This is a genomic window from Shewanella phaeophyticola (assembly GCF_025398315.1).
GTDB classification, from domain to species: Bacteria; Pseudomonadota; Gammaproteobacteria; order Enterobacterales; family Shewanellaceae; genus Shewanella; species Shewanella phaeophyticola.
The window spans coordinates 1,408,362-1,427,175 of record NZ_JAODOQ010000001.1; the positions used below are offsets into that span (position 1 = coordinate 1,408,362).

Annotated in this window: 21 protein-coding genes and 2 pseudogenes; 5 read left to right on the plus strand and 18 right to left on the minus strand. The window is 41.5% G+C overall.

The genetic code is table 11. From position 1 onward, the window contains the following. Positions 1-13 precede the first annotated feature (13 nt). The gene (locus N4T56_RS06645; RefSeq protein WP_261732660.1) at positions 14-1,948 is read right to left on the minus strand and encodes a PrkA family serine protein kinase; all 1,935 of its coding nucleotides are present in this window, start codon (positions 1,946-1,948) and stop codon (positions 14-16) included. A gap of 297 nt (positions 1,949-2,245) precedes the next feature. After that, complete coding sequence (gene sodB / locus N4T56_RS06650) at positions 2,246-2,830, minus strand: superoxide dismutase [Fe] (protein WP_188739133.1); 585 nt, start codon at positions 2,828-2,830, stop codon at positions 2,246-2,248. Positions 2,831-3,251: 421 nt separating this feature from the next. Here sodB and grxD point away from each other — a divergent pair, with 421 nt between their 5' ends. Then, positions 3,252-3,593, plus strand: coding sequence for a Grx4 family monothiol glutaredoxin (gene grxD, locus N4T56_RS06655; RefSeq protein WP_261732661.1), 342 nt, complete (start codon positions 3,252-3,254; stop codon positions 3,591-3,593). 97 nt (positions 3,594-3,690) lie between these two features. On the opposite strand, the gene N4T56_RS06660 is transcribed toward grxD, so the two are convergent. Further along, complete coding sequence (locus N4T56_RS06660; protein ID WP_261732662.1) at positions 3,691-4,920, minus strand: uracil-xanthine permease family protein; 1,230 nt, start codon at positions 4,918-4,920, stop codon at positions 3,691-3,693. A gap of 233 nt (positions 4,921-5,153) precedes the next feature. On the opposite strand from N4T56_RS06660, the gene N4T56_RS06665 reads away from it, so the two are divergent. Both N4T56_RS06665 and hda read left to right on the plus strand, forming a co-directional pair. Continuing rightward, positions 5,154-6,251, plus strand: a complete 1,098-nt coding sequence (locus tag N4T56_RS06665) for a DUF2066 domain-containing protein (protein ID WP_261732663.1) — start codon at positions 5,154-5,156, stop codon at positions 6,249-6,251. 86 nt (positions 6,252-6,337) lie between these two features. Next, entirely contained in the window at positions 6,338-7,048 is a 711-nt protein-coding gene (hda, locus tag N4T56_RS06670; RefSeq protein ID WP_261732664.1) for a DnaA inactivator Hda, read from the plus strand. A 460-nt stretch (positions 7,049-7,508) separates the two neighbouring features. On the opposite strand, the gene N4T56_RS06675 is transcribed toward hda, so the two are convergent. From N4T56_RS06675 to bepA, 7 genes and pseudogenes are all read right to left on the minus strand, one after another. Next, positions 7,509-7,679, minus strand: a complete 171-nt coding sequence (locus tag N4T56_RS06675; RefSeq protein ID WP_261732665.1) for a hypothetical protein — start codon at positions 7,677-7,679, stop codon at positions 7,509-7,511. Next, positions 7,649-8,074: a hypothetical protein gene (locus tag N4T56_RS06680; RefSeq protein ID WP_261732666.1), complete on the minus strand. Its 426-nt coding sequence runs from the start codon at positions 8,072-8,074 to the stop codon at positions 7,649-7,651. Before N4T56_RS06680 ends, N4T56_RS06675 begins: the two co-directional genes overlap by 31 nt. Positions 8,075-8,116: 42 nt before the next feature. After that, the gene (locus N4T56_RS06685; RefSeq protein WP_261732667.1) at positions 8,117-9,151 is read right to left on the minus strand and encodes a hypothetical protein; all 1,035 of its coding nucleotides are present in this window, start codon (positions 9,149-9,151) and stop codon (positions 8,117-8,119) included. A gap of 16 nt (positions 9,152-9,167) precedes the next feature. After that, positions 9,168-9,455 carry a hypothetical protein gene (locus N4T56_RS06690; RefSeq protein WP_261732668.1) on the minus strand — a complete coding sequence of 96 codons (288 nt, stop codon included), beginning with the start codon at positions 9,453-9,455 and terminating at the stop codon, positions 9,168-9,170. A 159-nt stretch (positions 9,456-9,614) separates the two neighbouring features. Beyond that, positions 9,615-9,993 (minus strand): annotated as a pseudogene (locus N4T56_RS06695) (DUF2069 domain-containing protein). A gap of 11 nt (positions 9,994-10,004) precedes the next feature. Further along, the gene (gene arsC, locus N4T56_RS06700; RefSeq protein WP_261732669.1) at positions 10,005-10,361 is read right to left on the minus strand and encodes an arsenate reductase (glutaredoxin); all 357 of its coding nucleotides are present in this window, start codon (positions 10,359-10,361) and stop codon (positions 10,005-10,007) included. 84 nt (positions 10,362-10,445) lie between these two features. Continuing rightward, positions 10,446-11,915, minus strand: coding sequence for a beta-barrel assembly-enhancing protease (gene bepA / locus N4T56_RS06705; protein WP_261732670.1), 1,470 nt, complete (start codon positions 11,913-11,915; stop codon positions 10,446-10,448). A 127-nt stretch (positions 11,916-12,042) separates the two neighbouring features. Between bepA and N4T56_RS06710 the strand changes: the two genes are divergently transcribed. After that, the gene (locus tag N4T56_RS06710) at positions 12,043-12,264 is read left to right on the plus strand and encodes a sulfurtransferase TusA family protein (protein ID WP_188921610.1); all 222 of its coding nucleotides are present in this window, start codon (positions 12,043-12,045) and stop codon (positions 12,262-12,264) included. A 28-nt stretch (positions 12,265-12,292) separates the two neighbouring features. Next, positions 12,293-13,372 (plus strand): AI-2E family transporter, encoded by a 1,080-nt coding sequence (locus N4T56_RS06715; protein ID WP_261732671.1) that lies wholly within the window; start codon positions 12,293-12,295, stop codon positions 13,370-13,372. Positions 13,373-13,492: 120 nt separating this feature from the next. Here the strand turns inward: N4T56_RS06715 and N4T56_RS06720 are convergent, their stop codons facing one another. The 8 genes and pseudogenes from N4T56_RS06720 to N4T56_RS06755 form a co-directional block, all read right to left on the minus strand. After that, positions 13,493-13,744 (minus strand): DUF2897 family protein, encoded by a 252-nt coding sequence (locus N4T56_RS06720; RefSeq protein WP_261732672.1) that lies wholly within the window; start codon positions 13,742-13,744, stop codon positions 13,493-13,495. 57 nt (positions 13,745-13,801) lie between these two features. Then, positions 13,802-14,539, minus strand: a complete 738-nt coding sequence (gene kdsB, locus N4T56_RS06725) for a 3-deoxy-manno-octulosonate cytidylyltransferase (protein ID WP_261732673.1) — start codon at positions 14,537-14,539, stop codon at positions 13,802-13,804. A 315-nt stretch (positions 14,540-14,854) separates the two neighbouring features. Further along, a complete protein-coding gene (gene can, locus N4T56_RS06730; RefSeq protein WP_261732674.1) occupies positions 14,855-15,469 on the minus strand; it encodes a carbonate dehydratase in 615 nt (204 codons plus the stop codon). Between the two features lie 109 nt (positions 15,470-15,578). Continuing rightward, a complete protein-coding gene (locus N4T56_RS06735) occupies positions 15,579-16,427 on the minus strand; it encodes an alpha/beta fold hydrolase (RefSeq protein WP_261732675.1) in 849 nt (282 codons plus the stop codon). A 37-nt stretch (positions 16,428-16,464) separates the two neighbouring features. Beyond that, positions 16,465-16,722, minus strand: a complete 258-nt coding sequence (locus N4T56_RS06740) for a D-alanyl-D-alanine carboxypeptidase family protein (protein WP_261732676.1) — start codon at positions 16,720-16,722, stop codon at positions 16,465-16,467. After that, entirely contained in the window at positions 16,647-17,171 is a 525-nt protein-coding gene (locus N4T56_RS06745) for a M15 family metallopeptidase (RefSeq protein ID WP_261732677.1), read from the minus strand. Before N4T56_RS06745 ends, N4T56_RS06740 begins: the two co-directional genes overlap by 76 nt. After that, positions 17,162-18,294, minus strand: a pseudogene (dapE, locus tag N4T56_RS06750) (succinyl-diaminopimelate desuccinylase). Before dapE ends, N4T56_RS06745 begins: the two are co-directional and overlap by 10 nt. Continuing rightward, complete coding sequence (locus N4T56_RS06755) at positions 18,294-18,782, minus strand: ArsC family reductase (RefSeq protein ID WP_315903012.1); 489 nt, start codon at positions 18,780-18,782, stop codon at positions 18,294-18,296. Before N4T56_RS06755 ends, dapE begins: the two are co-directional and overlap by 1 nt. Positions 18,783-18,814 lie beyond the last annotated feature (32 nt).

An 18,814-nucleotide genomic window follows, 5' to 3' on the forward strand; every position in this document is an offset into this window, starting at 1 on the left:
GGCTGGGTGTTGATTACGATGATTTTCGAACGCGTAAATACCATTCAGACAATAATCGGACTTGTTTCTTGGTATAGCCTTTTTCCATCATCCGATTGACGAAATCATCGTGTTTACGCTGATCATCATTTGAGGTTTTGGCATTGAACGAAATAACAGGTAATAAATCTTCCGTATTAGAAAACATTTTCTTTTCAATCACTGTGCGCAGTTTTTCGTAACTGGTCCACAATGGATTATTACCTTCGTTGTTGGCTCTGGCACGTAAAACGAAGTTAACGATTTCGTTACGGAAGTCTTTAGGATTACTGATCCCGGCGGGTTTTTCTATTTTCTCTAACTCAGCATTTAATGCACCACGGTCAAATAACTGACCGGTTTCAGGATCGCGATATTCTTGATCTTGGATCCAAAAGTCTGCGTAGGTGACATAACGGTCGAAAATGTTTTGGCCATATTCAGAATAAGACTCAAGATAGGCGGTTTGAATTTCTTTACCAATAAATTCAACATACTTAGGGATAAGGTAACCTTTTAAAAACTCAAGGTACCTCTCGCCGGTTTCGCTAGGGAATTGCTCTTGCTCAATTTGCTTTTCGAGTACGTAAAAAAGATGTACTGGATTAGCGGCAATTTCAGCGCTGTCAAAGTTAAACACCCGCGATAAAATCTTAAAGGCAAAACGGGTCGATAGCCCTTCCATACCTTCATCAACACCGGCGTAATCACGATACTCTTGGTACGATTTTGCTTTAGGATCGGTGTCCTTTAAGCTCTCGCCGTTATACACCCGCATTTTAGAATAAATAGATGAGTTTTCTGGGACTTTTAAACGCGACAACACACTAAATTGCGCTAATGTCTCCAGCGTTCCTGGCGCACACGGTGCCATCGATAATTCAGAGTTGGCCAATAGCTTTTGATAAATGGCCATTTCTTCTGAAACGCGCAAACAATAAGGCACTTTGACAATATATACCCGGTCTAAAAACGCTTCGTTGTTTTTGTTGTTTCTAAAGGTAGACCATTCCGACTCGTTGGAGTGAGCCAAAATAATTCCATTGTAGGGCAGTGCAGATAAGCCCTCGGTACCGTTATAGTTACCTTCCTGAGTGGCAGTTAATAATGGGTGCAGCACCTTAATAGGGGCTTTAAACATCTCAACAAACTCCATTAACCCCTGGTTAGCACGACACAGTGCGCCTGAATAGGCGTAAGCATCGGCGTCATCTTGTGAGAAATGTTCAAGTTGTCGAATATCGACCTTACCGACAAGGGCAGAAATATCCTGATTGTTTTCATCACCGGGTTCGGTTTTGGCGATACCGATTTGGTCTAATACTGACGGATAGACTTTAACCACCCTAAATTTTGAAATATCACCGCCATATTGATGCAAGCGTTTTACTGCCCACGGCGACATGATGGTTTTGAGGTAACGCACTGGGATGTTGTATTCGTTTTGCAACAACTCGCTGTCTTCTTCAGCATCAAATAAACAAAACGGATGATCGTTAACCGGGCTGCGCATACCATCGGCACTGAGAATATAAATGGGCACTTGTTGCATTAATGCTTTGAGTTTTTCTGCCAGCGATGATTTACCGCCCCCCACAGAGCCTAGTAAATAGAGGATTTGTTTTGATTCTTCTAAGCCTTGAGCTGAATGCTTAAGGTAAGCCACAATTTGTTCAATGGAGTCTTCCATACCAAAGAAATCTTTGAAAGCCGGGTAGCTGGCAACAAGTCGGTTGGAAAAGATACGACTTAAGACGGGGTTTTTGGCGGTGTCGACCATTTGGGCTTCACCAATTGCCATTAATAATCGTTCAGCAGCAGACACATAAGCGCTTCTGTCTTGCTTACAAATATCAAGAAATTGCTCTAAGGTGTATTCCTCGTCGAGTTTTTTCTCATAACGTTGTTGATAATGTTCAAAAATGCCCATGGTAACCCCCTCAAAACATACTATAGTCTCACTTTTAAAAGCCAGAGTGATGGGTGAGGATCTAGGTAATCAAGATGCTAGACCTATCCAGCTTATATTAGGCTTTACGACTAAAGTGTAGGACAGGCTAAAAGACTTCGCGAAGTTTTATTTAAAATAAATTAAATAAAAACAATGACAAACAGTAGCATTTGCAACAGTTGCAAAAATAGGAGTAGTAAGAAAGTTTTATTTTTAATGAATGACGCACATAAAAAGGAGCCATATAGGCTCCTTAAGTTTGACTGTTAATTAAGATTAAGCAGCAAAATTCTTGTTAACAAATTCCCAGTTAACAAGTTGCCAGAAGTGAGCTAAATACTCTGGACGTGCGTTACGGTAATCAACGTAATAAGCATGTTCCCATACGTCTACAGTTAATAGTGGAGTAACCGTTTCGTCAGTTAACGGAGTAGCTGCATTGCTAGTGTTAACGATAGCTAAAGAACCGTCAGCTTTTTTCACAAGCCAAGTCCACGCGCTACCAAAGTTGTTTACTGCAGAGTCAGTAAATTTAGCTTTGAATTCTTCAAAAGAACCGAAAGAAGCGTTAATCGCAGCAGCGATATCGCCAGTGGCTTCGCCGCCAGCGTTAGGCGCTAAACAGTTCCAGTAAAAAGTGTGGTTCCAAACTTGAGCTGCGTTATTGAACATGCCACCTGTTGAAGTTTTAACTACTTCTTCTAGCGTTTTGCCAGCAAATTCAGTTCCTTCAACTAAACCATTTAGTTTTACCACGTAAGTATTGTGGTGCTTACCGTAATGGTATTCGATAGTTTCTTGTGAAATGTGCGGTTCAAGTGCGTTCTTTGCATAAGGTAATGCTGGTAGTTCGAAAGCCATTATATCTCTCCATGGATTCAGGTTATCGTTTTTGTTTACCCATCAGGTAACATTGCTCTAGTGCTATTGTACTGATTATTTTTGTGATGTGAATCATTGTTTAGGGAATTAACGTTAGCGTGAGGTCAAAATTACATAGCAAATGGCTCATAGTGTTTAAACTAACGCTTTTGTTACATTTTTTAGGGGTTAATGTGTTCTTTTTAACCGTTTTAATGCTTAAACGGTTAATTAGCATATGATGACGTTAGTTTATGTGACAATTATTTCAGTGTTGATTATGTTTAAGGTATTTTTCTCTATGATATAGCCATTGATTTTATGGATTTTAAATAAACCTTACAATCTGTGGGATTTTGTTATTGGCTTAGGTGTCGTACAATAGGTATTAAATGTTCAGTCGTCGTACTTAGGAAATCAAATGGAAACTGTAGAAAAGATTAAACAGCAAATTAGTGAAAACCCAATTATTGTGTACATGAAAGGTTCGCCTAAATTACCAAGCTGTGGATTTTCATCTCAAGTGGCTCAGGTGATGATCAACTGTGGTGAACAATTTGCATTTGTAGATATTTTACAGCACCCAGATATCCGTGCTGAATTACCTAAATTTGCTAACTGGCCAACATTCCCACAATTATGGGTAGAAGGCGAGTTGATTGGTGGTTGTGACATCATCACTGAGATGTTCCAAAAAGGTGAGCTTCAACCAATCATCAAAGCGACAGCTGACAAGTATCGAACTGAAGACGCTGCAGAATAACCGTTTTTAAGTGCGTGTTTATTTACACACAATCAAAAGCCCCAATCGCAACGTGCCATTGGGGCTTTTTGTTAGCCTTTTGTTGCTCAAGCAATGTTTAGGCGTCTGCGTTATGCTTTTTAGCTGCGGGTAAAATCAAGTTCATTAAAATAGCAACAATACCGCACAAGCTGATGCCAGTTAAGCTGAACGAACCGATACCAAATGCCATACCGCCAATGCCAAACACTAACGTCACCCCAACAATGCTGAGGTTACGCGCTTCGCTCAGGTCTACTTGATGGCGGATTAACGTATTTAAGCCTACTGCTGCAATCGAGCCAAACAACAAGCACATAATGCCACCCATGACCGGCACCGGGATGGTTTGCATTAATGCCCCCAGTTTACCGACAAACGCTAAAGTAATCGCCGTTACAGCGGTCCAGGTCATAATGCGCGGATCAAAACTTTTGGTTAATGTGACCGCGCCTGTCACTTCACTGTAGGTGGTATTAGGTGATCCGCCTAAAGCTGATGCAGCGATAGTGGCAATACCATCTCCGGTTAAGGTGCGATGTAAACCAGGCTTTTTAAGGTAGTCTTTACCGGTCACATTAGAAATCGCCAAAATATCACCAATATGCTCAACCGCAGGGGCAATGGCGACGGGGATCATAAATAAAATGGCGTGCCAGTTAAACTCTGGCGCAACAAAGTTAGGTACGGCCAACCAAGCAGCTTGACTGACTGGCGAAAAGTCAATAATCCCAAACGCTAAACTTACGCCATAACCCACTAAAATACCCGCAAGAATGGGCATTAAGCGTACTAAGCCTTTGGCAAATACTGCCACCATTACCGTTGTCGCTAACGCAGCCAATGAGATAAATAGAGCGGTATTTTGTTCAACAATAACAAGGCTACCATCACCACTTTTCCCTAATGCCATATTGACCGCAACAGGGGCTAAGCCCAAGCCAATGATCATAATCACTGGGCCAACAACCACAGGCGGCAATAAGGTATGAATAAAGTCAGTGCCACGTAACTTAACCGTTAGGCCAAGTAACATGTATACAACCCCAGCAGCCATTAATCCACCCATAGTGGCAGGGATCCCCCAAGTTTGTACGCCATATAAAATAGGGGCGATAAAGGCAAATGAAGAAGCAAGAAATATGGGGACTTGGCGTTTGGTGACGAGTTGAAACAGAAGGGTACCGAAACCGGCAGTAAATAGGGCGACGCTAGTGTCTAAGCCTGTGAGCAGTGGCATTAACACCAACGCACCAAAAGCGACAAATAACATTTGTGCGCCTTGAAGCGGAATTAACACGCGTTTCATATTTTTCTCCATCATTATTTAGCGTGTGATTAAACGGCGCGAATTGTCACATAAAACCGGTTAATTTCATAACCTGTATTAGGCCTGTGTGGCGATTATAGTTATTTGATATCGCTACAATACTTGGTCAAATTGACCTTAGTGTTATCGTGCTGCCAAAAAGAGTTTTCGTTATCCATTTTTTATTATGATATAATTTTTATTACTTATATTTGCTGCGTTTATGTTATCAGATGCTGAAAAAACTAATTAATCTCATTGTGTTACCTCTTATTATGTTAACTTCAATTTCAATTGTGCAAGCTGCTGAAGTCGGCAAGCTCAATGAAGCTGATATTGCGGTGAGTTCACGTGCAAACGATGTTAAAAGCAATGCATTAAAAGAAGCCCTTGCCGCGGTGTTTTTAAAAAACTCGGGTAGCCCAAGTGTGGTGTTAAATCCGTTGATTAAAGCGCAGATAGATGAGCCAGAAGTCATTTTGACTCAATATGGGTATTTTGAACAAAACGGTGACTTGATGCTTAAAGCCAGCTTTGATCATCAACGCGTTATTGAAAAACTCCGCCAAGCAGGATTACCCGTGTGGGGAAGTCAACGTCCATTGACCTTGATGTGGATTTCTGTTGATGATAACAACGAGCCAACTATTCTTGCCGATGCGACCTTATCTGATATTCGTGATGATTTAGGCCAGCAATCTGCCAATAAAGGCATACCCGTTATGTTGCCGGTGATGGATTTAGATGATGTGATGGCCGTTACAGTCAATGACGTTCGTGGCCGTTTTACTGACAGTGTTTTTATTGCTTCTGCACGTTACCAATCTGATTATTTTGCTATCGCCAATATTGAAAACCAAGGCTCTAGGGTGATGTTTTCAATTAGCCTATTCAACAAAGTGAGAACTAATGGCGTGCTTCAACCCTTGGTCGCACAACAAGGTGAAGTGAGTGATAATCAACAAGCAATAAAACGGATGATGAATATTTTAGCTGATTATTTCATTAGCCAATATGCTATTGCATCAACGGGCAGTAATGCTGCAACAGAGGTGAGTTTTAGCGGGTTAAGTAATATGACTCAAGTGGTTAATGTTGAGGATTATTTACGTCAGTTAAGTGCGGTTAAATCAATTAGTTTAAGGCAATTTAAAGGCAGTACAGCAACCTATAGTATCGCGTTGTTCAGTAATGTTGATGATTTACAGCGTTTATTGAATATTGATAACCGTTTATCACAAATTGATACTATGGGTAGCGTTGAGTCATTTTATCAACAACAAACAGAAGCTACCCAACCTACACTCATGTATCAGTGGTTGGTGCAATAAACCTTATCAATGGTGGCGCTTTGTATTTACAGAGCGCTTACATGTATAATAACTTTAGTTCGTTTTTGATTTTGAGACCTATCTGAGTGACACAAAACTCACCGAGACAATTATCTTTACCCGTTTATTTACCTGACGATGAAACCTTTCAAAGTTATTACCCTGCGTCGGGTAATGATGAGCTGATCCAAAAGCTTCAAGCTAGTGCTGAAGGTAAATTAACTTCTTCGTTGTATGTCTATGATCCTGAAAAATCAGGTCGTACCCATTTAATGCATGCCGCTTGTGCCCATGCAAATGATTTAGAACGTCGCACTTTATATATTCCACTTGGGATCCACGCCAGTATTTCGCCTGCCTTATTTGAAGGGCTCGAATCACTAGAGCTTATCTGCATAGATGATGTTGAAGCCATTGCCGGACATCCTGTGTGGGAAGAAGCTATTTTTCATCTGTATAATCGTATTGCAGAGCAGCAAGATTGTCGTTTGATTGTCAGTGGCAATGCATCGCCGTCAGAGGCGGGTTTTGTTCTACCGGATTTAGTCTCGCGTATGCAATGGGGATTAATTTATCAATTACAGCCAATGGCAGATGATGAAAAGCTCGCCGCATTACAACGCCGCGCCGCAATGCGAGGTTTACAGTTATCCGATGAAGTAGGGCGCTTTTTGCTCACCCGTATGGCACGTGATTTACGTACCTTATTTGATGTACTTGATAAGCTTGATAAAGCCTCGATGGTGCATCAGCGTAAACTGACGATTCCGTTCATTAAAGAAATGCTGAGGCTATAAATCACGCTTATCCATGCCGCTAACATGCAGTCATTAAAAATGACAATAAAAAAACGCCAAATGAATTCATTTGGCGTTTTTGTTTATCTAAGAGTGATACCAATCTACACAAGAATGTGATCATTCTTAGTAGTTAACATCGCTTATAACGTCGTGAGAAATTTTGACGTTAGAACAACTCGCTTGCTGCAATTTCTGCCATATTCTAAGCGATTTTTCCTACGTAATATCTGATTAACCTCAACTCTGGTTAAGAGATGAATAAATAACCTTGATTCTAACAATAACTCCATGCGATACATTCAAACTTGAAATTTGCGCTGATAACTAGGCAAATTTACTTGCAATAGACTCGCTATTGACGCGTAAATTTAACAACGTGATCAGTGCAAAGAGCTGTTTGAAATGCATTTATTATCCAGAATTGAGGTTGATTACTTATTTATCCTGATTGGTATGATTAATGCGCATGTTGGTCGCCACTAAACTGTAAAGGCTGATTATCAATCAAAACGCTGTCAGTTTGGCTAGAGACTTTTTGTGGTGATTCAGACTGATCTGCTGTTAAGACTAAATTCTGCGCCCAGGTTTGGCCTTTCACTAACGCAACGGGCTCTGGTAAACCGTCCATAACGAGTTGGGTGTCAATGCCGGGCAGCATTTGGCCGAGAACGTAGCTGGCGCGATCGCGCAATTCAGCCTGTCCAACTCGGCCTCGTTGGCCCATTCAACGGTAATGGTTGAACTGGTTTGTACTTCGGGTTTATCTGTAATGGCGATATCGCGCAGAATGCTATAGCGATGACTCATCATTATTTCTTCAAACAGCATGGCAACATCTTCACGCGTTGATGAATACGCATAATCATCATTAGCTAAATCATTGGCAAAAAACTCAGCAACATCGTTGGGAATATAGGCTTTTTGGGTACTGTTTGCTGATTCTCCAGCGTAATTAACCTCTGCTAGTCCATACATTTCATCACTGAGTAATGGGTAACGCATTTGAAGTTGTGTTGATGGCATGTCATCTGAAGCAAATCGACGATCAAACTCTTCTCTTAGGCTTTACGCTTGAAGCGTGGCATGAATACTTTGCGGGTAATAGTCATTGGCATGAGCCAGTTCATGGTACATGAGCCTAGCAAAATTAGCAGACATGTTCTCCATGGTGCGGTTGATTCGGTTATCTTTTTCGATGTACTCGCTGGCATAATCGTTATCTTTAACATAACGATAAGGTGAAAGGTAATTCAGTTCTTCACCATAGTTACTGCGATAGTCTGGGGTTTCGTTAATGGTGTCTCTCTGAGTTGGTGTTAGCCATAAATATTCTGGATCAATATAAATTGCACCTATGTAACCACTGTAAAAGGATGGTCTGATATCGTAACTGATGATAATCGCCGTTACTGATTGTAATAGTTCGACAAAATCATTGTTTGTTTGTGCACGAAGGTAAGTTTCAAAATTCTGTCCCATCCAGTCGTGCGACACTACGACTCTGTCCATAATAGTATCAATCGGGTCTGACTGACTGTCTTGGCTAATAAATGGCAGTTCGTTGAGTATATTACATGAAGCGACTTGTTGGTTAGAATATGTGCAGTTGACGAGATTATTTGCATAAGCTGAATCTGCTTTGTAAGGATATACCCGAGCAAGTGAATTTGTGAAGTATGCTTTTGATGGGATGGCTTGCTCTTTTGTGACAAGCAAATGCACATCATCAGTGATTGTTTGGCCGTCAAAGATCGCACTGGCTTTTAGGCTAATGAGTCGGTCGCTGTTTACACCTGGCGCGTTAAACAGTGGTCGATTAGTGTCAGTTAAATCGACACTATTAAAACCTACGTTGTCGATGTTGGGGTACATGCACCAACTGATATCTGTGGGCTCTTGGCCATTTATATTTTGAATTCTTAAACTTGCGTCTGTATTGGCCACCATTTGATGGTCATTGTTAATCCGTAAAATATTATCAGTAGAGTCAGCGGTTATTGACACCACCTCTTCATAATTGCTCGTACCGTCTGTTACCGTTACTTTGAAGCTGTAGTTATCGTTACTGCTGGGGGTAAAGGCGAATACTGGGCTATTCACTGAGGCTAACTCAAGGCTATGGACCTGAGACTTGTTGCCATAAAAACGTACGACCGGCACTATCTTGATCGGCAATAGATGCAGTAATACTGCCAGGTCTATTGGCGGCATAATCCTGTTCAACGATAAAAACCAGTTCAGAATCGGTGGATACTAAGCTTGTGCTTGAATCATCATTGCAGATCTCAAAAGCTGAAGAGGATGGTATAGCCGAGTTATCATCGGAAGAGTCACCGCCACAGGCTGTGAGTAATATGGTACTGGTTAGAAGGCTGTAAAGGCTTACATTACGCGGTACATTCATTAAATGACTCCATGTCTATTGTTTGAGGTTATTGTTTATAGTTATTTTTATACAACATCTTGTTAACAAACAAATGTAGTATGCCGTATTGTGGCAACGCAATAAACAAAAAAAGCACCATAAGGCGCTTTCTTATAAAACAATTTAAATGCTAGAACTCTATTTTTGTTCAGATTTTTTCTTTAATCCTAAGCCTAATTCACGGCCGCGTTTGCGGGCATAGAAAGGAAAGGTAACCAATAAAATACAAATCAACACAGATTCAATCAGCGCAAAGGCAAACGCGTCAGTGGTGATATACGCTAGGGTTAAACCATGTAGCAAATACACACATAAAATAAAGCTGTACTCAGGCATAGGTGTAAGGGTTACCGCTAATAATGCCTTTTAGCGGAAAGAGTAATGGCACAATCCAAATTAAACTAAAACCAAGAGAATAAGTGCCATTTATGCCTTGTTGTATAAACCAGCCGCTAAGCAGCAGGAGTAAAGCAAGGTAACCAATACGGCTGAGTTGAAACAAGGTTTGTGTGGTCATTATGTTACTCGTTACAGAATAGATAAAACATTTTCAGGTGGACGGCCAATGGCTGCTTGATTATTAGCCAGTACGATTGGGCGCTCAATTAACTTTGGTGTGGCGACCATAGCACTAATCAGTTGCTCTTCTGTTAGTGCAGGGTCTGCTAAATTTTGGGCTTTATATTCATCTTCTTTGGTGCGCATCATTTGGCGAGCGCTCACACCGAGTAACGATAAAATATTATTAATTTCAGCTTCACTAGGCGGTTGCTTTAAGTATTCAACTACAGTGATGTCAGCTCCGTTCGCTTCTAGTAATGCGAGTGTTTCACGACTTTTTGAGCAGCGAGGATTGTGTAAAATTGTTGTTTTAGTTTTAGTCATTGGACATTCCGTCATAAAAAATGGCAAACAATACGTTTGCCATTATTCTATCAAAAATTTACGCGTAAAGAGATACAGTTATATCTACTTAAACTGATCCATTTCTCTGTCAGCTTGTCTAAACTGGCGGATCCTGGCTTCAATTCGGGCTAATTGCAAGGTATTGCCTTCTGAGTAACGATAAGCGTAGTTAAGTTGGTCAATCGCACCTTGATAGTTTGCAGTAAGTGCCATTATTTCAGCATTGCTATAATACTCTAATGCTTTGTTATCAAGCTTGCGGTAAGCATCGGACATAATTTGATACGGCAGCATGTTTTGCTTGTCTAAAAAGATTGTTTCTTCCAGTAATGGAATAGCTTTAGTAGGTTGATTTGCTTCAACATAAATATTGGCAAGGTTAATATTAATCACTTGTGACGTGGGCTTTAACTTGCGCTGTGATTCTAATAGTGCAATAGCTTGTGGATATGCCTTTTTTTGTGCCAATAAATCCGTTTTAGTGTCGATATAAAACAAATTATTGTCGTCTTTTTTCAGTAGCTCATCAATGATGACTTCTGCCTGTTCAAACTTTTCTAAGCGAAACAATGCCAAGGCTTTACCGTAAAGCGCAGCATCTTTATGGGTATATTCACGTTTTTTTAATTGCTGTTCAAATAGAGACAATGCCGCATCATCACTAAAGCTTGAAAATCGAACTTGAATTCGCGCCTTAGCCAATTGGTACAGTAAACTATCTGGAACATGCCGTTCGGGATATTGAGCCGCACGGTTACGGGCTTCTGTTATCCGAGATTCAGGTAATGGGTGAGTTAATAGCATTTGTGGCGGAGTGGTTGAAAAACGGTAACGTACGGCCAATTGCCCAAAGAATGTCGCCGCAGCATTAGGGTCAAAACCTGCATCAACTAAAATTTGCATACCAATGCGGTCGGCTTCTTTTTCGTGGAGCCGGGTGTAGTTAATTGACGATTGTGTCGCAAGGGCTTGGGTGGTTGCCAGCGCAGCAATACCCACTTGTGGCGCCGCAATCGTCAGTAATATCGCGCCTAGCATCCCTGCAATAGTTGCTGTTGAGCTTTTTTGTTGTGCTTCAAGTGAGCGCGCTAAGTGTCGCTGTGTCACATGGCTAATTTCGTGGGCTAATACTGAGGCGAGTTCACTTTCATTATCAGCATTTAAAAATAATCCGGTATGCACACCAACATGGCCACCAAAAAAGGCAAACGCGTTAATTTCATCATTACGCAACAAGAAGAAATAAAACGGGGTTTTAACGCCTGTTGCGTTAGCCACCAGTTTATTGCCGAGCTCGGATAAATATTGGCTTAACACCGGATCGTTTAATACTGGTGTACTTGAACGGATAACTCGCATGTAGGCGTCGCCATACACACTTTCTTTTTCTAGACTGAAGGTATTAACGGCTGCGGTGCCAAGATCTGGAAGGTCGTTATTGGCAAAGCTATGGGCAATACTACCCGCCAACACAATACTGATCGCTGTGGCTGTTAATGCTTTAGAAAAACTTGATAATGATAATTTACGCAAGCGAAACCTATAATGCTAAATGAGTCGTAAGTTCTTGGCTTAACGCACAAGTTGGTTTTGCAACATCGCTTGTGGTTTAGTGTTCAAGCTAGGATAATAGCCCTAGAATGATTAAAGCAAGTTCATAATGATTTTTATTGATTTAACCCCATATTCTTGCCCTTATCCTCTAGTGAAAGTGAAACTTTTACTAAAGCAGATGCAAGTGGGTGAAACCTTACATGTTTTACTCTCTGACCACGGCTCACGCCGAGATGTTCCCTTGTTAATGAAAAAAATGGGTTTTGGTATTGAAATAGTCACTGATGAGTCGCATTGTTTATCCGTGATTATCACCAAAACAAACTAATTTAGCGTTTTAATATAAAGGTTGTTCAATGCTGTCATTTTTAACTGAATGGTACAAAAACCGTTTTAGCGATCCCCATGCCATTACGTTGATGTTTATTATTGTTGGTATTGGTTTGGCGTTGTACTTTGGTGCAGGGCTTCTTGCGCCTTTATTGATTGCGCTAGTATTGGCCTTTTTACTTGAATGGCCTGTGGCGCAGATGTCTCGTTTAGGGATTAGCCGAACCGCTGCAGCCAGTATTGTATTAGTTGCATTTTTAGGGTTAATGCTGATTTTAATGTTAGGACTGACTTCAAGCATTTGGCGTCAAGGTGTATCATTAGTGGCTGATTTACCCACGATGATTGATAAAGGCATGTCTATTGTCAAAGGGTTAAGTGCTGAATACCCGCAATTTATCAGTGCTGCACAGCTTGATTCAATGATGGAAGAAATCAATAAAATGCTCGATACCCAGCATTTACTTGATTTGGGTAAACAAATTTTAGGATATTCAGCGTCATTATTAGTGCTGATGGTTTACGCGATTTTAGTGCCTTTGTTAGTGTTTTTCTTTTTAAAAGACAAAGAGCAATTATTAAAAGGCAGTAAGCGCTTTTTTCCGGATAATCGTGATTTAGCCAGAAAAGTATGGCTTGAAATGGATCAACAAATTTTCAATTATATTCGTGGCAAGGTCATTGAGATTGTGATTATTGGCGTAGTTAGCTATGTGGTTTTTGCATTGATGGGCTTACGATATTCAGCCTTATTAGGTGTATTAACTGGTTTGTCTGTACTTATTCCGTATGTAGGGGCAACCTTAGTGACCCTTCCTATTGCGTTAGTGGCGTTCTTTCAATGGGGGTTTAGCCCTGAATTTGGCTATTTGATGCTGAGTTACGGCGTTATTCAAGCGCTCGATGGTAATGTGTTGGTGCCATTGCTGTTTTCAGATGCGGTAGATTTGCACCCTGTGGTTATCATTGCCGCAGTGTTAGTGTTTGGCGGTCTGTGGGGTGTATGGGGCGTCTTTTTTGCCATACCGTTAGCCTCGTTAGTTAAAGCGGTTTTAAATGCCTGGCCTAACGCTGAGACACCTAAAATGACCCTCGACAGTGAATAAGCACCAAGCAAGCTTCTAACTCCAACAAATAGTCGGTTACAAATAATCGCGAATAAATAAAAAACGCTAGCAAGTTAACTTGCTAGCGTTTTTTATGGCCTATTTTTCGTGAATATTTATCTATTCACGTTTAGATGTACTGTCTGTGATATCAGTGTTGTTACCACTTGTGGAATCATCTGGGCCTGCCGGAATGGTTGAATCATCTTGCGCTTCATCTTTGGGTTTTGCTGATGATGATTTATCATCTTTTGGATCGCCAAATTGCGGCATTTTAAATTTAGCCGAGTACTTAAGCACTGCAAGATTACTGGCAATCACTCCTAAGACTAAAATGATTATCAGCCAAACTTCATAACCTTCTAAACTCATGTGTCACTCCAGTCATTTTGCGCTAGCTTGTCTAATCTCAGCAGCGCGGTAATGGATTTAGCTTGTTGCTAAGATGCGTTCACACTTTTCAATATCATCAGGTACGTCAACTTCAGGTGCATTGTAGTGACTGATCACGACTTTAATTTTGTGTCCATTTTCTAAGGCACGTAATTGCTCAAGTTTTTCAATGTCTTCTAGTCTGCCTACCGGTAACTTGGCAAAGGCATTAATAAAGCGCTTAGTATAAGCATAGACGCCAATGTGTTTGTAAACAGGGTGGTCTTTAATATCACGACCAAATGGAATACACGCTCGCGAGAAGTACAATGCATTGTAGTCATTATCAAATACCACTTTAACGTGCATTGGGTCGTCTAATTCTTTTTCTTCGGTAATTTGGAAGCCCAGTGTCGCCATTTCAAATTCACCTGGGTGCTGTTGAAACAAGCTTACCATTTGTTCAATTGAGCTTGGGTCGATCAGCGGTTGATCGCCTTGTAAATTAATGACTAAGTCGTCTTCACCTAAACCTAAACGTTCAATGGCATCGTTAATACGGTCGGTACCTGATGCGGCATCAGGATCGGTCATGACCGCTTTACCCCCAAAGGCTTCGACTGCATTTTTAATTCGGTCGTCATCAGTGGCAACAAAGATATTGTCGATACCTTTTGCCAATGCAGCACGTTCATACACGCGTTGGATCATAGGCTTACCCGCAATGAGGGCGAGGGGTTTGCCAGGAAAACGGCTTGAGCCATAACGTGCTGGAATAATAAGAGTAACGTTCATTAAATTAGCCCTACTGGTTGTAGACGATATCTATTGAGGATAAACGACACCTCAATAACAGAATATATTGTGAGTTAACCGCAACTTGGGTTAGATGATGAGGTTTATTATATACCCAATCAACCTGACGATGCATGTTTCGCGAAATCATCTCGATATAAAGCATCGTTTGTTTAAAAAGTTCGCGTTTAATAAAGGTTATTGCACATAATTTAACACGATATATTTTTTGATTTGCTCACATAAACAAAAGCCTGCTAAATATCCGTTTAATGAGATACTGCAGGCCAGTGTTAGATTATTTTACACGGGTATTTACGGAATATCTCTACCATGGACACGGTCAACAGTCACATCTAAGTCTGTCAGTAAACCGTTGTCGATACCGTAAATCCAGCCGTGAATGGCTACATCTTGGCCGCGGTCCCATGCTTCTTGAATAATATTGGTCGAAACCACGTTTGATACTTGTTCCATGACGTTGAGTTCGCATAAACGATCAAAACGCTGTTGCTCTGTCATCGGTTCAAGATCAGTATAGTGAATACGATGAATGTCACGCAGGTGTCCTAGCCAATTATCAATTAAGCCAAAGCGTTCTTTACCCATTGCGGCACGCACACCACCACATCCATAGTGACCTACCACCATAATGTGCTTTACTTTGAGTACATCGACGGCATATTGCAGCACCGATAAGCAGTTTAAGTCGGTATGAATCACCATGTTGGCAATATTACGGTGAACAAAAACTTCACCGGGTAATAAGTCGATAATTTGGTTTGATGGTACCCGGCTATCCGAACATCCAATCCACAAGTATTCCGGGGTTTGTTGTTTAGCGAGCTGTTCAAAAAAAGTAGGATCTTCTTTATTGATCCGTTCAGCCCACCGGCGATTATTATCAAATAATGGTTTAAGAAGTTTCATTGGCGCTCTGATTTTTGACTAGGTTGCCGGTGAAGGTTCACAGGCAATATGAAAATTTGTAACGAGTATATCAGCAATGTAGATGGATCTGGTCTATCCATCTTGTTGATTAATTAAAATTCACTTTACACAAAAAATCAATAAGATGCTGGTTGAAAAACTCGGCTTGCTCAATATTAGCCAAATGCCCAGCTTGATCAATATGCAACAATTGACTGCCATCAATACAGTCATGCATTAAATAGCTTTCTAATGCTGTACGTAAGTAACCATTTAAGCCAACTGCAATTAAGGCGGGCAAAGTTAATGCCTCAACAGACTCTAAGGTGTCGCGTTTAAAAATTGCCATATTAGCAAACTTTAATAATGGCGTTATTTGCGATGGGCTGATGTCGGTTAGTTGTTGATTAAATTCTTTAATTGCTTGAGCTAATGCCGCATTGTACTGACTCGTCTGTATCGCATCTTTACTGAAAAACAATTCAGTTAAGCTTGTTGCTAATGCGGCTGGCATTGCCTGAGCATTGGCCACTTGTGCCATAAAACCTTGATACTTTGCGCAGTTGACTTGTGGCTCAAAGCCGACAAAACTGTTGAGCATGACAAGGCCTTGTACACGAACGGGAGCCATTAGCACCATTTCTGTAGCAATAGCGCCACCACTACCATGGCCAATGACAGCAAAGTTGCTCACTTCAAGAGTATTCATTAAGTCGAGTAAGTCTTTGGCAACATCTTGAAGATTATCGCAACTTTCTGGCAGGGTTGTGCTTTGGCCATGTCCCCAAAAGTCCACGGCAATACAGCGATATTGCGTGCTTAACTCGGTTATTTGAGCTTGCCACATCTGGCTGCTGGCCAACAAACCATGACAAAAAAGTAAGGTAGACCTTGTGCCTTGGTCAACATAGTGAAGAGGGTGTTGATTGATGGTTTTACTGGTTAATTGTAATGACATTTAGCTGGCTCATTAAATAAAAAGTAGCACGCAGGCATTAAGCCGGAGAGGGCGCGACATAAAAAACATAGTGATCGACTAATTCGGTTAATCGCTCGAGTAGCGACGATTGTAATGCTATTTCGGCACCAGACAATACTTTAGCTAATTCGATAGGGTTAAATTGAGCTAAATAGGTATCGGCGATAGGGTAATAGCTTAAATGCCAGGGTTCAGGGCTTACACCACTTTGTTGTGGCTGATACGGGAAGTAAAACCCATATTGGCTTGCATGTTGTTGTAACCATTGGTGCATTGTCGCGCACGGCCAGAGTCTTGATATTCGGCGGTAACCAATTGCAGTGACGCTTTACTGGTTTGTTTGGCATCAAACACGTCAATATCGGTGCCCCAATGGTGTCTCGACGCGCCCGGTAAGGCAGACCAAATCAAAATAGTGTCGATAAGTTGCGGCTCTGATAACGCGTCATAGTTTACTGGTTGCGAGGCTTTATCTAACAGAGGCCGAGCGCCTGAGGCTTTAGCATTCCAAATAAGCGCTTGGCGTTCAAAAGGTCGATAAGCTGAGCAAATCTGCAAGTCTATACCACTATCTGCGGCGGCGAGTTGCATATTGGCAAAAGCCGCTGCCGTGTGCTGCTCAAGTAAAAAATCCCCAATGGTAACTAATTGCTGACTGTCTAAGCCATACAATTTAGCTTGCTGTTGAGGAATATCAACATTGAGCGTTGGAGTTAGTCGCACAACAGTTTTTCCAAAATGCGCTCATAACAATTCGCTAAGACTTCTAAATCTGACACTTTAACGCATTCATTCACTTTATGAATGGTGGCATTGACAGTAGCCAAGCTCAATGACTTGGGCGCCGGTTGGGGCAATAAAACGCCCATCAGAGGTGCCGCCAGAGGTTTGTGGGTCGGTATCATATCCAGTGACTTCACGAATGGCGTCACGGGTTGCATCAAGCAATGCATCGTCACCGGTTAAAAACGGCAATCCATTAAACACCCAGTCAATATTGTAGTCGAGCCCGTGAGCATCAAGAATGTTAACCACACGGGTAATTAATTCTTCGGCGGTCACTTCAGTCGAGTAACGGAAGTTAAACATGACCTTAAGATCCCCTGGGATTACATTCGATGCACCTGTTCCGCCATTGATGTTGGCAATTTGAAAGCTGGTTGGCGGAAAAAATTCGTTACCATTGTCCCAATGCATTTGCGCAAGCTCAGCTAGTGCAGGCGAGGCTTTGTGGATTGGGTTGTCTGCAAGGTGAGGGTAAGCCACATGGCCTTGAATACCATTAACCGTTAAGTTGCCAGTTAAGCTGCCACGACGACCATTTTTTACCACATCACCAAGTTTGTGAGTTGATGATGGCTCGCCGACTAATGACCAGGTGATCTTTTCATTACGGGCTTCTAAGGTGTCAATTACCCGAGTGGTACCGTTAATAAAAGGGCCTTCTTCATCACTGGTAATGAGGTAAGCAATGGAACCATTATGATCGGGATGTTTTGCTACAAAACGTTCTGTTGCGATAATCATTGCTGCTAACGAGCCTTTCATATCAGCTGCGCCGCGCCCATGGATATAATCATCAATGATGGTTGGCTCAAACGGTGGGGTATGCCAGCGGTTTAAGTCACCTGCGGGGATTCACATCGGTATGGCCGGCAAAACAAAATACCGGTTGGCCTTTACCGCGTCTTGCCCACATATTAGTGGTGTCTTCGAACACCATAGCTTCAATCTCAAAACCAATGGCCTCAAGGCGATTAGCCATTAATGTCTGACAGCCTTCATCCAGCGGCGTGACCGACGGGCGTGAGATTAAGTCTTTTGTTAACTCAATAACGTCATTCATTATGCAAACCACGCTTGATATTGTTCTGCTTTAAAGCCGATAAGAATGCTGTCTTGTTTAACTAGGACAGGGCGTTTTACTAGGGTTGGATATTGCACCATTAACGCAATGGCTTTTTCTTGAGTGATGTCAGACTTTTCAGCATCGGTTAACCCGCGAAAACTGGTGCTGCGCTTATTAAATAGAACTTCCCAACCAACAATGTCTACCCACTGTTTTACGGTATCAGCGGTTAAGCCATTTTCACGAAAATCATGAAAGGTGAAATCAATGTTTTCGGCTTCTAACCATTTGCGCGCTTTACGCACGGTATCGCAATTTTTAATGCCGTATAAAGTCAAAAGAAAACTCCCTTTTGTCGGTGAGGTTATAAATGGGCTTAGCGGCTGTTTTTCAGGCAAGGCCGTTGTTGCTAAAGATAATGCTGATATTGTGGCATTGAGTCGCAGCTTGAACAAGGTTATTGCGGGCTTTTGAATAGATTTCATAAAATGCAAGCTAAAAGCACTTGCATTTTATT

Bases quoted from the DNA above. Each gene is read 5' to 3' on its own strand.
- N4T56_RS06645 (WP_261732660.1), bottom strand. From the start codon at position 1,948: ATGGGCATTTTTGAACATTATCAACAACGTTATGAGAAAAAACTCGAC.
- sodB (WP_188739133.1), bottom strand. From the start codon at position 2,830: ATGGCTTTCGAACTACCAGCATTACCTTATGCAAAGAACGCACTTGAA.
- grxD (WP_261732661.1), top strand. From the start codon at position 3,252: ATGGAAACTGTAGAAAAGATTAAACAGCAAATTAGTGAAAACCCAATT.
- N4T56_RS06660 (WP_261732662.1), bottom strand. From the start codon at position 4,920: ATGAAACGCGTGTTAATTCCGCTTCAAGGCGCACAAATGTTATTTGTC.
- N4T56_RS06665 (WP_261732663.1), top strand. From the start codon at position 5,154: ATGCTGAAAAAACTAATTAATCTCATTGTGTTACCTCTTATTATGTTA.
- N4T56_RS06675 (WP_261732665.1), bottom strand. From the start codon at position 7,679: ATGGACGGTTTACCAGAGCCCGTTGCGTTAGTGAAAGGCCAAACCTGG.
- N4T56_RS06680 (WP_261732666.1), bottom strand. From the start codon at position 8,074: ATGCCATCAACACAACTTCAAATGCGTTACCCATTACTCAGTGATGAA.
- N4T56_RS06690 (WP_261732668.1), bottom strand. From the start codon at position 9,455: ATGAATGTACCGCGTAATGTAAGCCTTTACAGCCTTCTAACCAGTACC.
- arsC (WP_261732669.1), bottom strand. From the start codon at position 10,361: ATGACTAAAACTAAAACAACAATTTTACACAATCCTCGCTGCTCAAAA.
- N4T56_RS06710 (WP_188921610.1), top strand. From the start codon at position 12,043: ATGATTTTTATTGATTTAACCCCATATTCTTGCCCTTATCCTCTAGTG.
- N4T56_RS06715 (WP_261732671.1), top strand. From the start codon at position 12,293: ATGCTGTCATTTTTAACTGAATGGTACAAAAACCGTTTTAGCGATCCC.
- N4T56_RS06720 (WP_261732672.1), bottom strand. From the start codon at position 13,744: ATGAGTTTAGAAGGTTATGAAGTTTGGCTGATAATCATTTTAGTCTTA.
- kdsB (WP_261732673.1), bottom strand. From the start codon at position 14,539: ATGAACGTTACTCTTATTATTCCAGCACGTTATGGCTCAAGCCGTTTT.
- can (WP_261732674.1), bottom strand. From the start codon at position 15,469: ATGAAACTTCTTAAACCATTATTTGATAATAATCGCCGGTGGGCTGAA.
- N4T56_RS06735 (WP_261732675.1), bottom strand. From the start codon at position 16,427: ATGTCATTACAATTAACCAGTAAAACCATCAATCAACACCCTCTTCAC.
- N4T56_RS06740 (WP_261732676.1), bottom strand. From the start codon at position 16,722: ATGCACCAATGGTTACAACAACATGCAAGCCAATATGGGTTTTACTTC.
- N4T56_RS06755 (WP_315903012.1), bottom strand. From the start codon at position 18,782: ATGAAATCTATTCAAAAGCCCGCAATAACCTTGTTCAAGCTGCGACTC.